The organism is Sphingomonas sp. PvP018 (assembly GCF_017876865.1).
Lineage (GTDB): Bacteria > Pseudomonadota > Alphaproteobacteria > Sphingomonadales > Sphingomonadaceae > Sphingomonas > Sphingomonas aerolata.
Window position 1 is genome coordinate 3,359,300 of the sequence record NZ_JAGIOU010000001.1, and the last position, 13,954, is coordinate 3,373,253.

The window sequence follows — 13,954 nt, forward strand, 5'->3', positions numbered from 1 at the left end:
CATGGCGGAGACGGAGCGCGGTCCATGCGCTCCGTCATCCCATCCGCTCCCGTCATCCTGACGAAAGTCAGGACCCAGGGTAACCGAGCGCTACCGTTTGTGACTCCGGGTCCTGACTTTCGTCAGGATGACGGAGATGAGGTCCGTCAGGCGATCGCGCGGTCGGTTTCGTCCTGCCGGCGGACATGTTCGCGCCAGACGATGTACAGTCCGCTCGCGACGATGACGGGGGCGCCGAACCAGGTCGCCTCGGCGGGCAGCGTGTCGAACACCAGCCAGCCGAGCAATGTCGCCCATAACAGGCTCGAATAATCCATCGGCACCACCACCGACACCGGCCCGAGCCGCAACGACGTCGTCATCGCGATCTGCGCGAGGCCGCCGAAGATTCCGACGCTCGCGAGGCATGCCCAGGTCACGAGATCATGCGACTCCGCCGCGCGCGCGTAGATCACCGACAGCGGCACCAGCGACAGCGCGGAGAACCAGAAGACCGTCGTCAGCGCGCTCTCGGTCTTGCCGATCTGCCGGAGCAGGATCGACACGCTCGCCGTCCCGAACGCGCCCGCCAACGCACAGCCCGCGCCCCATAACGGAAAATGATCGCCGCTGCCGGGCTGCGCGACGATCAGCACGCCGGCAAACCCCGCCGCCACCGCCGCCCAGCGATGCCAGCCGGTCGGCTCGCGCAGCACCAGCGCGCCGAGGATCGTGGCGAAGATCGGCACGGTGAAGCCGATCGTCGTTGCCTCCGCCAGCGGCAGCGCGACGATCCCGTTGAAGGTGAACGCCATCGCCGACAACCCGACGACCGCGCGGATGACGTGCGCGGGCAGGCGCTTCGTCGCGATCGAGGGCATGCCGGGTCCTGCGGCGATGACGGCCGACACCAGCAGGCATGCGCCGAACTGGCGGAAGAACAGGATCTCCGACACGCTCGCGCCGTGGCGTTCGGCCAGCTTGATCGCGGTGTTCATCAGCGCGAAGATCACGACCGACAGCAACCGCATGCCGATGGCGGGAAGGATGCGGTCTGAAGGCATTGCCTGCACCTACGCAAACCGCGCCCGCGATCCCACCCGAAACATCGGTCATCCTGACGAAAGTCAGGATCCAGAGCCAGAAGCGCTACGGGTGGTATCCTGGATCCTGACTTTCGTCAGGATGACGGCGGAGCGTGGGATCCACGCCGCAACGCATAGTGACGAACCCAGTCGCACCCGCTATCCGCGACGCCATGATAAAGCGCGCACTCCCCGTCACCCGCGAGGCGGATTTCTCCGCCTGGTACCAGGCCGTCATCACCGAGGCCGATCTCGCCGAGGAATCCGGCGTCCGCGGCTGCATGGTCATCCGCCCCTGGGGCTATGGCATCTGGGAGCGGATCCAGCGTCTGCTCGACGACCGGATCAAGGCGACGGGGCATGAGAATTGCTATTTCCCGCTCTTCATCCCGCTCTCCTATTTCGAGAAGGAGGCCGAGCATGTCGACGGATTCGCCAAGGAAATGGCGGTCGTCACGCATCACCGGTTGAAGGCGGATGGCTATGGCCGGCTTGTGCCCGATCCCGACGCCAAGCTCGAAGAGCCGCTGGTCGTGCGTCCTACCTCCGAGATGGTCATCGGCGCCGCGTTTGCGCGCTGGGTCCAGTCGTGGCGCGACCTGCCCGTGCTGATCAACCAATGGGCCAATGTCGTCCGCTGGGAAATGCGCACGCGCATGTTCCTGCGCACCAGCGAGTTCCTCTGGCAGGAGGGGCATACCGCGCACGCGACCGTCGACGAGGCGCGCGACGAGACGCTCAAGATGCTCGAAGTCTACCGCGACTTCGCCGAGGAGTGCCTCGGCCTCCACGTGATCGCGGGCGAGAAGCCCGAGAATGAGCGCTTCCCGGGCGCGGTCGCGACCTATTCGATCGAGGCGATGATGCAGGACGGCAAGGCGCTCCAGGCGGGCACCTCGCATTTCCTCGGCACCAATTTCGCCTCGGCGCAGAATATCCGCTTCCAGAACGCAGCCGGCGAGTTCGAGTTCGCCAACACCACCAGCTGGGGCGTGTCGACGCGGATGATCGGCGGCGTCATCATGGTTCACGGCGACGACGACGGCCTGCGCGTGCCGCCGATGATCGCGCCGTGGCAGGTGGTGATCGTGCCGATGCTGCGCGACAATCCCGACGACGCGGCGATCGTCGACTATTGCAAGTCGCTTCAGGCCGAACTCGCCAAGCAGTCCGCGCTCGGCGAGCCGGTCCGCGCGCTGCTCGATCTGAAACCCGCCAAGGCGGCGACGAAGCGCTGGGGCTGGGTCAAGAAGGGCGCACCGATCGTGATCGAGGTCGGTGGCCGCGACATGGCGGGTGGCAACGTCTCGGTCATCCGCCGCGACCGGCTCTACCGCGAGGACGGCAAGCTCGACAGCGTCGCGACCCCGCGCGATGCCTTTGTCGAAACGGTGTCGGGCATGCTGGCGGACGTGCAGGGGGCGTTGCACGTCGAGTCGATGGAGCGGCTGCGCGCCAACATCGTGCCGATCGACGACTTTGCGGCGCTTGAGACGCATTTTGCCGATGGTGTGAAGAATCCCGGCTGGGTCGATGTGCGCTGGGCGAAACCGACGGGCGCGGCGCTCGACTTGGTCGTCGAGCGGTTGAAGGCGCTGAAACTGACGATCCGCAACGCGCCGATCGGCCAGACCGGATGCGACGATGGCGCCTGCATCTTCACCGGTCAGCCCGCGGTCGAGCGGATCCTGATCGCCCGCGCCTATTGATCCTCCGGGACGCCCTCGTGAACCACGACGGCGTTCTCGCGCTTTTCGGGACGGATATAGATCGAGGCGAGCATGGGCACCGCAGCGCGGAGCTCGCCTTCCATCGCCTCGATCATCGTCTCGCCTTCGCCCATCGTCAGCGTGTCGACGAAGTCCGCGCTGATCGCGGCGAAGATGCTGTCGGGTGCGGTGTGAATCGTCCGGACATGGTTCACCGCGGCGATTCCGGGGTGCGCCGCGACGATGCCGCGGATCGTCGCGATCACGGCAGAGTCCGCGCGCTCGCCGATCAGCAGCCCCTTCGACTCGCGGGCTAGGATCACCGCGACGAGCGCGAGGATCAGGCCGATCAGGATCGACGCAACGCCGTCGATCCGGGGGTCGGCGAAGGCGTGGCTGGCCCAGATGCCGAGCCCGGCGATCAGCAGCCCCGCCAGCGCCGCCGAATCCTCGAACAGGACGATGAAGCCTGCCGGGTCCTTCGAGCGATGGATCGCGGTCCACCAGCCCGAATCCCCCTTGGACTTGGCGAATTCCCGGACCGCGATCGTCCAGCTCGTACCCTCGAGCAGGACAGCGACGGCCAGAACGATATAGGCGATGAGAGGGTCGGAGAGCGGCTCAGGCCGCAGCATGTGCCGATACCCTTCATAGATCGACACGCCGGCACCGACTGCGAAGATCAGGATCGCGACGACGAACGCCCAGAAATAGAGCTCCCGGCCATAGCCGAACGGGTGGGCCGCATCCGCCGGCTGCTTCGCCCGCGATTGTCCGTACAGCAACAGGATCTGATTGCCGCTGTCGACCAGCGAATGGACACCCTCGGTCAGCATCGACGACGACCCGGTCAGCCCCGCGGCGACGAACTTTGCGACGGCAATGCCGAGATTGGCGGCAAGCGCCCCGTAAAGGACGATGTCGTCCTTGATCTTGTTGAGAATTCCATCGGCCATACCGCCTCCTAGGCGAGGACGGCGGCGTCGGCCAGACGCGGGAAGGCCCATCGATGTCTGTGCATCAATGGGCCCTTTTCCTCCCCAGGAAATCGATCGATCCGACGCGCGCACTTCTCAGCGAACTGCCCGTCGAACGGTGGCGGTCAGCCGAGCCGGCCGAGCCGGTGATACAGCGCGCTGAGGCGGCTCAGCTTGACGTCGTCGACCGAGACCTTGGTGATCAATTCGCCAATCGCTTCCTTGAGCAATTCGAAATCTGCGGTCGAGAAAACGGCGCGGGCGCGCATTGGTTCGGTCGTCATGCCCATCTCCTTCATGGCGAATGTGTCTCCCCGTTTACAAACTCAAGCAACCGGGGCGGCGATGACATCATAAAGCCTGAGGTTGTTGGGGTTTGGAAGCGGGAGCGCGCGAATGGCCGGGTTGTGCTGTCGTTGGGCGTTGCGCGGACCCTGTGTCTCTGTAACTATCGTGACAAGGACGGGGAGGCGGAATGGCCGAGCGCAAATTACTGGCAGGGCACGCGATCAGGCGGCTGCGACGCGGTGCCGGACTGACCCAGGCCGCGATGGCGGAGATGCTTTCGATCAGCCCCAGCTACCTTAATCTGGTCGAGCGCAACCAGCGGCCGATCTCCGCAACGCTATTGATCAAACTGGCGGAAAGCTTCGACTTCGATCCGCGGACCCTGGCGGCGGCCGAACCGGGCGGCGGTTCGGAGGCGATCCGCCGTCGTCTGGCGCATCCCATGTTCGCCGACCTGGCGATCGACCGCAACGAGGTCGAGGAATGGCTGGCCAGCGCGCCCGGTGGTGCCGAGGCCTTTGCCCGCGTGTTCGACCGGATGGGGGAGGGGGGTGGTGCGATCGTGCCGTCCGACGATCCGGTCGCGCTGGTGCGCCGCGAGATCGAGCGGTGGCGGAATCACTTTGCCGATCTCGACGCCGCCGCCGAAGCGCTGGCGGACGAGCTGCGGCTGGGTGCTGGCGACCTTTACGGGGCGATCACCGAGCGTCTGCGCGCCAAGCATGGTATCACGATCCGCGTCCTGCCTGCCGACGTGCTGCCCGACACGTTGCGGCGGCTCGATCTCCATGCCCGGCAGCTTCAATTGAGCGAAGTGCTCGACCCCGCATCACGGACGTTCGCGGTCGCGTTCCAGCTTGGCCAGATCGAGGCGCAGGCGGAGGTCGATGCGCTGGCCAAGGCCGCGGGCTTCACCGACCGCGCTGCCGAACGGCTGTATCGGCGCCATCTGCTGAGCTATTTCGCGGCGGCGGTGATGATGCCCTATGCGCGGTTCCTGCGCGGTTGCGAGGCGACCGGCTACGATATCGAACTGCTCCAGCGACGGTTCGGCGCGGGGTTCGAACAGGTCGCGCATCGGCTGACGACGTTGCAGCGGGTGGGCGCGCGGGGGCTCCCCTTCTTCATGATCCGCATCGACCGCGCCGGGCAGGCGTCGAAGCGCTATCCCGGCGCGAGCGGCGCGGCACTGGTCGAGGCGGAAGGCCGGTGCCCGCTGTGGCAGCTCCATCACGCGTTCGATCGTCCGGGGGACCTGGTCGTGCAGCTGGTCGAGATGGAGGACGGCGCGCGCTGGCTGACGATGGCGCGGACGGTGCGTCCGCAGGGGCGCCGCTTCGGGGCGGTACGCGCCGAATTTGCGATCGGACTGGGGGTCGAGGCGGCACTCGCGCGCGGGCTGGTCGCTGCGAGCGGTATCGATCTGACGGGCGCGGCTATGCCGATCGGCATCGGCTGTCGCGGATGCTTCCGCGCGGATTGCCCGCAGCGTTCTACAGCCCCCGCAGGCCGCGCGTTGATCGTCAACGAACGCGAGCGTCGCACCTCGGCACTGACGTTCGTCGGCGACTGAACGCCGATACGGCTGGACGCGCCAGGAATGCGACAGGACGCATGTGATGCGACGAAAATCCGCGTCGGCGATGCGTCCGAATTCGCCGCCGACCGTTCATAGCGGGTTCGCGCCTCACGCGTCCCGACCTGCCTCAGGCGGACCGATCGTGAGCCGACCCTGAATTTGTGTATGGGGTTTCCATTGTTCGCACCGCCATTGATCAGACGCCCCGCTGCGGGGATCGTTCTGATTGTCGAAGATCATCTGCTTGTCCAAATTACCGCAACGGCGCGGATCGAGGATGCCGGACTGTCGACGCTCGTCGCCGACGATGCGGACGAGGCGATGGCGATCCTCACGTCGCGTGACGATGTCGCGGCGGTCTTTACCGATATCGACATGCCGGGCTCGATGGACGGGCTGGCCCTCGCAACGATCATCCGCCGGCGCTGGCCGCAGATCCAGGTCGTCGTCACGTCCGGCCAGCGGCCGAGCAAAGCCGCAGGCTTGCCCGATGGCGTCGCCTTCTTCCAGAAACCCTACGACTATTCGAACCTGGTGAACCATTTCCGCTGAGGCATAGACCGCGCCCGGTCACCCGGGCGCGGGACGCATCACGCCCCCGCCAGAGTCAACGCCGAAAGCTGCGCATCCGAAAGCTCGAGCGTCATCGCGGGCAGCAGATCCTCGATCTGACGCGCGCTGGTCGCACTCGCGATCGGTGCGGTGATCCCAGGCTGCGCCAGGAGCCACGCGAGCGCGACCTGCGCGTGGCTGGCGGCCGTGTCAGAGACGACCGCATCCATCGCCTCGAGGACCGCCTTGCCCCGTCCTTCGAGAAGGTCGTGCATGCCACCGCCGCGAACGCTTGCCCCCAGATCGTCGGGCGTGCGGTACTTGCCGGTTAGGAAGCCCGACGCGAGACCGTAATAGGGAAGAACGCCGATATTCTCGGTCACGCAATAGTCCTGCAATTCGCCTTCGAACTTCTCGCGGCTGACAAGATTATATTCGGGCTGCAGCACATGATAGCGCGGCAGGTCGCTGGCCTTTGCGGCATCCACCGCGGATTTCAGGCGTGCGGCATGGAAGTTCGACGCGCCGATGACGCGCACCTTTCCGGCATCGACGAGCTTGCCGAAGGCCTCGAGGACAGCCTCCTGCGGCACCGTGTCGTCATCCTGATGCGCATAATAGAGATCGATGCGATCCGTGCCGAGACGCTTGAGCGACGCTTCGGCCGCCGCCGCGATACGCGCCGGCTGGAGTTTTTCGCCACCTTCACCCGACAACATGCCGACCTTGGTCGCGATCAGCACGTCATCGCGCCTGCCGCTCGTCCGCAGCCAGTCGCCGATCATCGTTTCGGATTCGCCACCCTCATGACCGTCCACCCATGACGAATACATGTCGGCAGTGTCGATCATCGTCCCGCCACCCGCGACGAACGCGTCGAGGACCGCAAAGCTCGCGGTCTTGTCCGCTGTCCATCCGAACACATTCCCCCCGAGAACGAGGGGGGCGATCTTGAGATCGGTCGAGCCGAGGCGGCGGTTCATCATTGGGGCTGGTCGCTTTGCGAGGGGGAGAGGGACGGTGTCGTGCCGTCAGCGGTCGAGTCGCCAACAGGGGGTAGGCCGTCGGGGCGCATGCTGTTCGCGTCGAGCATAGTCGCAGCATCGTTAAGTTGCGCTGCCTCGTCCCGCGTGACCGCGCCGGGTTGTTCCGGAGTCGGGGAACAGGCGCCTAGCAGGACCAGAGACAGAACCGCCCCGAGCCGGCCGCCAGACGCGAATCCCGTTGATAGTTCGCGTCCCGACCAGACAGGCCGGGAGCGCAGGACCATCGACCGGATCGCGGTCGGACGACGCGGTGCGGGGCGATCCGTGACGGGGATCAGTCCTTGATCGCGTTGCCGGCGCGGGTCAGTGCGTTACCCGTGGCGTCTGCTGCGCGGTCGGCGCTGTTGTTGATCGCGGCACCCGCACGGTCTGCATTGGCCTCTGCGCGCTCGCCGGCGCGGTCGGCGCTGGCGTCAAGGCGGTCAGCGGCGTTGTCCATGCGCGCACCGGCATTGTCGAGCGACGCCTCAGCCGAGCCGAGCGCACGATCGCTGGCGGCATCGACATCGGCGACCGCGTTCTGGGTCGTCGCGCTTGCGTCGGCAGCGATGGCGTTAGCCGCTTCCGCGGTCTCGTTCTGCGCATTGTTGCTGCACGCTGCGAGGCCGGCCGTCAGGACCAGCGCGGGGATCAGAAACTTCTTCATGAATAACACTCCCATCATCAAATTCGGCGTCGATCCGGACGGACCTGGCGCTTGTGAGCCGGATGCTTTCCAGTTCATCGCGTGTTCGAACGCGGACCAAGCGTTTCCGATCCGTCGACGTTGGGACGACCCTGGGGCCAGCATTCCTCCAGCGACACGCTACGGCCTGCGTTGACCTCATATAAAGAATTCTTTATATGACTTCCCATGACGATGGCGCTCGAAATCTTCCGTGCGATGGCGGATGCGACCCGATTGCGTATTCTCGCGCTTCTGCGTCGCATGGAGCTGTCGGTTGGCGAACTCGCGCAGGTGCTCGGACAGAGCCAGCCGCGCGTGTCGCGCCATGTGAAGATCCTGTGCGATGCCGGTCTGGCGGAGCGTCGCAAGGAGGGTAGCTGGGTATTCGTCGGCGTGGGGCGCAGCGATGTCGTCGATCCGGTCGCTGCTGCTCTCGATAGCTGGGCCAAGGCAGAACCCGATCACTGGGCGGTTGCCGACGCGGCGCGGCTTGCTGCAGTACGCGCCGATCGGGCGGCGAGCGCGGCGGCATGGTTCGAGGGGCATGCCGACGAATGGGATGCGATCCGTTCGCTGCACGTCGCCGAAAGCGAGGTCGAGGCGGCGATGGCGGCGATGCTCGGCGATGCGCGGGTCGGTACGCTGATCGACATCGGCACGGGGACGGGTCGGATGCTCGAGCTGTTCGGCGGCCATGCCCGACTGGCGCTGGGGATCGATCGCAGTTCGGAGATGCTGCGTCTGGCGCGCGCCAAGCTCCACGACATGGCGCATGCCGAATTGCGGCAGGCGGATTTGTACGCTCTGCCGCTCGACGACGGGGCGGCGGACGTCGCGATCCTGCATCACGTGCTCCATTTCGCGCAGCAGCCAGGCGCCGCGGTTCGCGAGGCGGCGCGCGTGCTGGCGCCGGGCGGGCGGTTGCTGATCGCGGATTTCGCGAGCCACGACCGCGAGGAATTGCGGCTGAGCGATGCGCATACGCGCCTCGGCTTTGCCGACGATCAGATGACGGCTTGGTTCGACGCGGCCGGTTTGCAGACCGCGCGGGTCGAGACGCTCGAGGGCGGTGAGCTGACGGTGAAATTATGGCTCGGCCGCAGGATTGGCCTGAGTTTGCGTGAGGTGAAGGCGGCATGACGACAATCACTATTCCCCAACTGGCCGAGGCGCGTCGTGCGCTCGAAGAACCGCTCTTTGCCGACCTCGCAGGCGACGTGGGGATCAGCTTCGAATTCTTCCCGCCCAAGAGCGACAAGATGGACGCCCAGCTTTGGGACGCGATCCGTACGCTCGAGCCGCTCGGTCCCGATTTCGTGTCGGTAACCTATGGCGCGGGCGGGTCGACGCGCGAGCGGACGCACGCGACCGTTGCGCGGATTCAGCGCGAAACGTCGATGAACGCCGCCGCGCACCTGACATGCGTCGAGGCGACCAAGGCCGAGATCGATCAGGTTGCCGAGGAATATTGGGCGGCAGGCGTACGGCACATCGTCGCGCTGCGCGGCGACATGCCGACGCTGGGTCAGCCCTATCAGGCGCATCCCGGCGGGTATGAGAATGCGGCCGCGCTGGTCGCCGGACTGGCACGGCTGCATCCGTTCGAGATTTCGGTCGCGGCCTATCCGGAATGCCACCCCGAATCCGGCGGGCATGACGTCGATCTCGACAACCTCAAGCGCAAGCTCGACGCGGGCGCGACGCGGGCGATCACGCAGTTCTTCTTCTCGCCGGAAGCCTATTTCCGGTTCCGCGACCGGGTGGCCGCAGCGGGAATCACCGCGCAGATCCTGCCCGGTATCCTCCCGGTCTCGAACGTCGCGCAGACGCGCAAGTTCGCGAGCGCTTGCGGGGCGGAGATCCCGGCCTGGATGGACCGGCTGTTCGAGGGGCTCGACGATCATCCGGCGGCCCGACAGCTGGTCGCGGCGACGATCGCAGCCGAGATGTGCCGACGGCTCTATGCGGGGGGCGTGAAGGATTTTCACTTCTACACACTCAACCGCGCCGAACTCGCCTATGCTATCTGTCACATGCTCGGCGTCCGCGCGAAGCCGAGCGAAAAGGTCGCCGCGGCATAATTCATCACCCCTCCCGCAGCCGGGAGGGGCCGGGGGTGGGCTCGCGTTCGCCCCCAACGATACCGCCCGAGGATAGCGGGCGCCCACCCCCGACCCCTTCCGCTTGCGGGAGGGGGGAGTCCAATCGATGACACCACGTGAACGTTTCAACGCGGAAGCCGCCAAGCGCATCCTGATCACCGACGGCGCGTTCGGCACCGAGATCCAGAACTGGAAGCTCGACGAGGCTGCCTATGCGGGCGACCTCGGGCTCAGCCACGACCAGAAGGGCAACAACGACATTCTGGCGATCACCAGGCCGGACGTGCCCCAGACGATCACGCGCGAATATCTCGACGCGGGGTCGGACATCGTGTCGACCAATACTTTCAGCGCGAACATCATCAGCCAGGCGGATTACGGCGCCGAGCATCTGGTCCGCGCGATCAACGTCGAAAGCGCGAAGATCGCACGGGCGCTTGCGACCGAATATGAGGCGAAGGACGGCCGGCCGCGGTTCGTGGCGGGCGCGATCGGGCCGACCAACAAGACGCTGTCGCTGTCCCCCGACGTCAACGATCCGGGCTATCGCGAGATCGAGTTCGATTATCTGAAGGGCGTCTACCGCGAACAGATCGACGCGCTGCTCGAAGGCGGCGAGGGGGTCGGCGTCGACTTCATCCTGATCGAGACGGTGTTCGATACGCTCAACGCCAAGGCCGGGATCATGGCCGCGATCGAGGCGGGCGACGATCTGGGGCGCGACGTGCCGATCATGCTGTCGATGACGCTGACCGATCTGTCGGGGCGTAACCTGTCGGGGCATACGGTCGAGGCGTTCTGGCACGCGGTGCGGCATGCCAAGCCGATCACGATCGGGCTCAACTGCTCGTTCGGTGCGGAGCAGCTGCGGCCGCATGTGAAGACCCTGTCTGGCATCGCCGACACGCTGATCATGATCTACCCGAACGCCGGGCTGCCCAACGAACTCGGCGAATATGACGAGATGCCGGCGACGACCGCCGGGCTGGTCGGCGAATGGGCGGTGGCCAAGCAGGTCAACGTACTCGGTGGCTGCTGCGGCTCGACGCCGGCGCATATCAAAGCGATGGCGGACGGGGTGCGCGGGCTGGAACCGCGCGCGGTCTCGCGGCCCGAGGTGCGGACCAAGCTCGCCGGGCTCGAACCGTTCACGATGGCGGCCTGAGGCCGCTGCTCCCTCTCCCCTGCGGGGAGAGGGTCGGGGAGAGGGGCTGCCCAGCAGTGCCGCTCTCGGTGAGACACAGCCCCTCTGCCAACCCTCTCCCCGGAGGGGAGAGGGCTTTTTGAAGAACAGACAATGACCACTCCCTCCTCCACGTCCTTCGTCAACATCGGCGAGCGCACCAACGTCACCGGCTCGGCCCGCTTCAAGAAGCTGATCATGGCGGGCGACTATCCCGCCGCGGTCGAGGTCGCACGCCAGCAGGTCGAGAGCGGCGCGCAGGTGCTCGACGTCAACATGGACGAGGGGCTGCTCGACGCGCACCACGCGATGACGACGTTCCTGAAGCTGATCGCCGCCGAACCGGACATCGCGCGCATCCCGTTCATGGTCGACAGCTCGAAATGGAGCGTGATCGAGGCGGGGCTGAAGTGCGTCAGCGGCAAGCCGATCGTCAATTCGATCAGCATGAAGGAGGGCGAGGAGCAGTTCCTTGCCCAAGCGCGCAAGTGCATGGCATACGGCGCCGCGGTCGTCGTGATGGCGTTCGACGAGGTCGGACAGGCTGACACCAAGGACCGCAAGGTCGAGATCTGCGAGCGCGCCTACAAGCTGCTCGTCGGCATCGGTTTTCCGCCCGAGGATATTATCTTCGACCCCAACGTCTTCGCGGTCGCGACGGGGATCGAGGAGCATGACAATTACGGCGTCGACTTCATCGAGGCGTGCCGCGAGATCAAGGCGCGCTGCCCGCACGTCCATATCTCGGGCGGGCTGTCGAACTTCAGCTTCTCGTTCCGCGGCAATGAGCCCGTGCGCCGCGCGATGCACAGCGTGTTCCTGTATTACGCGATCCCCGCGGGCATGGACATGGCGATCGTCAACGCCGGCCAGCTCGACATCTATGACGATATCGATCCCGAGCTGCGTCAGGCGGTCGAGGACGTCGTGCTCAACAAGGATCCCGAGGCGGGTGAGCGGCTCGTCCAGCTCGCCGAACGCTATCGCGGCACCGATGTCGTGGCCGAGAAGGCGGCGGCCGAATGGCGTTCGCTCGGCGTCAACAAGCGGCTCGAATATGCGCTGGTAAAGGGCATCGACCTGCACGTCGTCGAGGATACCGAGGAAGCGCGGCTGATCATCGACGGCAATGGCGGTCGCCCGATCGAGGTGATCGAGGGCCCGCTGATGGACGGGATGAACGTCGTCGGCGACCTGTTCGGCAGCGGCAAGATGTTCCTCCCGCAGGTCGTGAAATCGGCGCGCGTGATGAAGAAGGCGGTCGCGCATTTGCTGCCTTACATCGAGGCGGCGAAGGAGCCCGGCGCGCGCGGCAAGGGCAAGATCATCATGGCGACCGTCAAGGGCGACGTGCATGACATCGGCAAGAACATCGTCGGCGTGGTGCTCCAGTGCAACGGCTTCGACGTGGTCGATCTGGGCGTCATGGTGCCCTGGTCGAAGATCCTCGAGGCCGCGAACGAGAATGACGCGGACATGATCGGGCTGTCGGGCCTCATCACCCCGAGCCTCGACGAGATGGTGACGGTCGCCGAGGAGATGAAGCGCGCGGGCATGACGATGCCGCTGCTGATCGGCGGGGCGACCACCTCCAAGGTCCACACCGCGCTGCGTATCGCGCCCGCCTATGACGGCCCGGTCGTGCATGTGCTCGATGCGAGCCGCGCGGTGGGTGTCGCGTCGACGCTCGTCAGCGACACGATCCGGGACGAGTTCGTGACCAAGACCGCGGACGAATATGAAGCGGTGAGGGTGGCGCGGGCCAACAAGGGCCAGAGCGAGCTTATCCCGATCGAGACGGCGCGCGAGCGTGGGTTCGTCGCGGACTTCGCGTTGAAGCCCGGTGCGCCCGCGAAGCCCGGCGTCCATGTGTTCGCGGACTGGGATTTGACCGATCTGCGCGACTATATCGACTGGACGCCGTTCTTCCGCGCCTGGGAGCTGGCGGGCAACTTCCCGGTGATCCTGACCGACGAGGTCGTCGGCGAGAGCGCGAGTTCGCTCTATGCGGATGCGCAGGCGATGCTCGACACGATCGTCGCGGAGAAATGGCTGACGCCGCGCGGGGTTGTGGGGCTGTGGCCGGCGCGGCGCGAGGGGGACGATGTGGTCGTCTCGCACACGCGCGGCCACGACATGCCGCACGAGGACGTCCGCCTGCCGATGCTGCGCCAGCAGATTTCGAAGCGCGAGGGGCGCGCCAACATGTGCCTCGCCGATTTCGTCGATCCCGCAGGCGACTGGTTCGGTGGGTTCGCAGTCGGCATTCACGGAATCGACGAGCATATCGCGCGGTTCAAGGCGGGGCATGATGATTACAACGACATCCTGCTGAAGGCGCTCGCCGATCGCTTTGCCGAGGCGTTTGCCGAACGGCTGCACAAGCATGTCCGTCAGGAGCTGTGGGGCTATGCACCCGAGGAACAGCTGACCAACGATGCGCTGATCAAGGAACAGTATCGCGGCATCCGCCCCGCGCCGGGCTATCCCGCATGCCCCGATCACAGCCTCAAGCCGATTCTGTTCGACCTACTCGATGCCGAGACCGCGACCGGGCTTGAACTGACCGAGAGCTTCGCGATGTTCCCGACTGCGGCCGTCTCGGGCTTCTATTTCGGCCACCCGCAGGCGGAGTATTTCGGTGTCGCCCGCGTCGGTCGCGACCAGCTGGAAGACTATGCGGCGCGCCGCGGCGTCGACCTGCCGATCGCGGAGCGCTGGCTGCGGCCGAACCTGGACTGAACCCCGAACCGTGACGTCACCCCGGCCTTCGCCGGGGTGACGCCG

At 66.0% G+C, this 13,954-nt stretch carries 12 protein-coding genes; 7 read left to right on the forward strand and 5 right to left on the reverse strand.

Annotated elements, in window-relative coordinates; translation table 11 throughout:
- Positions 1-146: 146 nt before the first annotated feature.
- Complete coding sequence (locus tag J3A66_RS15025; protein WP_192070657.1) at positions 147-1,043, reverse strand: DMT family transporter; 897 nt, start codon at positions 1,041-1,043, stop codon at positions 147-149.
- A gap of 194 nt (positions 1,044-1,237) precedes the next feature.
- Here J3A66_RS15025 and J3A66_RS15030 point away from each other — a divergent pair, with 194 nt between their 5' ends.
- The gene (locus tag J3A66_RS15030; RefSeq protein WP_209569754.1) at positions 1,238-2,773 is read left to right on the forward strand and encodes an aminoacyl--tRNA ligase-related protein; all 1,536 of its coding nucleotides are present in this window, start codon (positions 1,238-1,240) and stop codon (positions 2,771-2,773) included.
- On the opposite strand, the gene J3A66_RS15035 is transcribed toward J3A66_RS15030, so the two are convergent.
- Both J3A66_RS15035 and J3A66_RS15040 read right to left on the reverse strand, forming a co-directional pair.
- Positions 2,767-3,729: a cation diffusion facilitator family transporter gene (locus tag J3A66_RS15035; protein WP_209569756.1), complete on the reverse strand. Its 963-nt coding sequence runs from the start codon at positions 3,727-3,729 to the stop codon at positions 2,767-2,769. The genes J3A66_RS15030 and J3A66_RS15035 overlap by 7 nt on opposite strands.
- A gap of 146 nt (positions 3,730-3,875) precedes the next feature.
- Complete coding sequence (locus tag J3A66_RS15040) at positions 3,876-4,034, reverse strand: hypothetical protein (protein WP_166746134.1); 159 nt, start codon at positions 4,032-4,034, stop codon at positions 3,876-3,878.
- Between the two features lie 191 nt (positions 4,035-4,225).
- On the opposite strand from J3A66_RS15040, the gene J3A66_RS15045 reads away from it, so the two are divergent.
- On the forward strand, positions 4,226-5,611 hold the full coding sequence (locus J3A66_RS15045; protein ID WP_209569758.1) for a helix-turn-helix transcriptional regulator: 1,386 nt from the start codon (positions 4,226-4,228) through the stop codon (positions 5,609-5,611).
- A gap of 171 nt (positions 5,612-5,782) precedes the next feature.
- On the forward strand, positions 5,783-6,169 hold the full coding sequence (locus J3A66_RS15050) for a response regulator (protein ID WP_183937109.1): 387 nt from the start codon (positions 5,783-5,785) through the stop codon (positions 6,167-6,169).
- A 38-nt stretch (positions 6,170-6,207) separates the two neighbouring features.
- Here the strand turns inward: J3A66_RS15050 and J3A66_RS15055 are convergent, their stop codons facing one another.
- A complete protein-coding gene (locus tag J3A66_RS15055) occupies positions 6,208-7,155 on the reverse strand; it encodes an aldo/keto reductase (RefSeq protein ID WP_209569760.1) in 948 nt (315 codons plus the stop codon).
- 334 nt (positions 7,156-7,489) lie between these two features.
- Positions 7,490-7,861 carry a hypothetical protein gene (locus J3A66_RS15060; protein WP_031396521.1) on the reverse strand — a complete coding sequence of 124 codons (372 nt, stop codon included), beginning with the start codon at positions 7,859-7,861 and terminating at the stop codon, positions 7,490-7,492.
- Positions 7,862-8,068: 207 nt separating this feature from the next.
- Between J3A66_RS15060 and J3A66_RS15065 the strand changes: the two genes are divergently transcribed.
- The 4 genes from J3A66_RS15065 (at position 8,069) to metH (ending at position 13,909) form a co-directional block, all read left to right on the forward strand.
- Positions 8,069-9,022, forward strand: a complete 954-nt coding sequence (locus J3A66_RS15065) for a metalloregulator ArsR/SmtB family transcription factor (RefSeq protein WP_031441608.1) — start codon at positions 8,069-8,071, stop codon at positions 9,020-9,022.
- The gene (gene metF, locus J3A66_RS15070) at positions 9,019-9,963 is read left to right on the forward strand and encodes a methylenetetrahydrofolate reductase [NAD(P)H] (protein ID WP_107045344.1); all 945 of its coding nucleotides are present in this window, start codon (positions 9,019-9,021) and stop codon (positions 9,961-9,963) included. The genes J3A66_RS15065 and metF overlap by 4 nt, the downstream gene beginning before the upstream one ends.
- A 127-nt stretch (positions 9,964-10,090) precedes the next feature.
- Positions 10,091-11,149 carry a homocysteine S-methyltransferase family protein gene (locus J3A66_RS15075; protein WP_209569762.1) on the forward strand — a complete coding sequence of 353 codons (1,059 nt, stop codon included), beginning with the start codon at positions 10,091-10,093 and terminating at the stop codon, positions 11,147-11,149.
- Positions 11,150-11,281: 132 nt separating this feature from the next.
- Complete coding sequence (gene metH, locus J3A66_RS15080) at positions 11,282-13,909, forward strand: methionine synthase (RefSeq protein WP_209569764.1); 2,628 nt, start codon at positions 11,282-11,284, stop codon at positions 13,907-13,909.
- Positions 13,910-13,954: the final 45 nt, after the last annotated feature.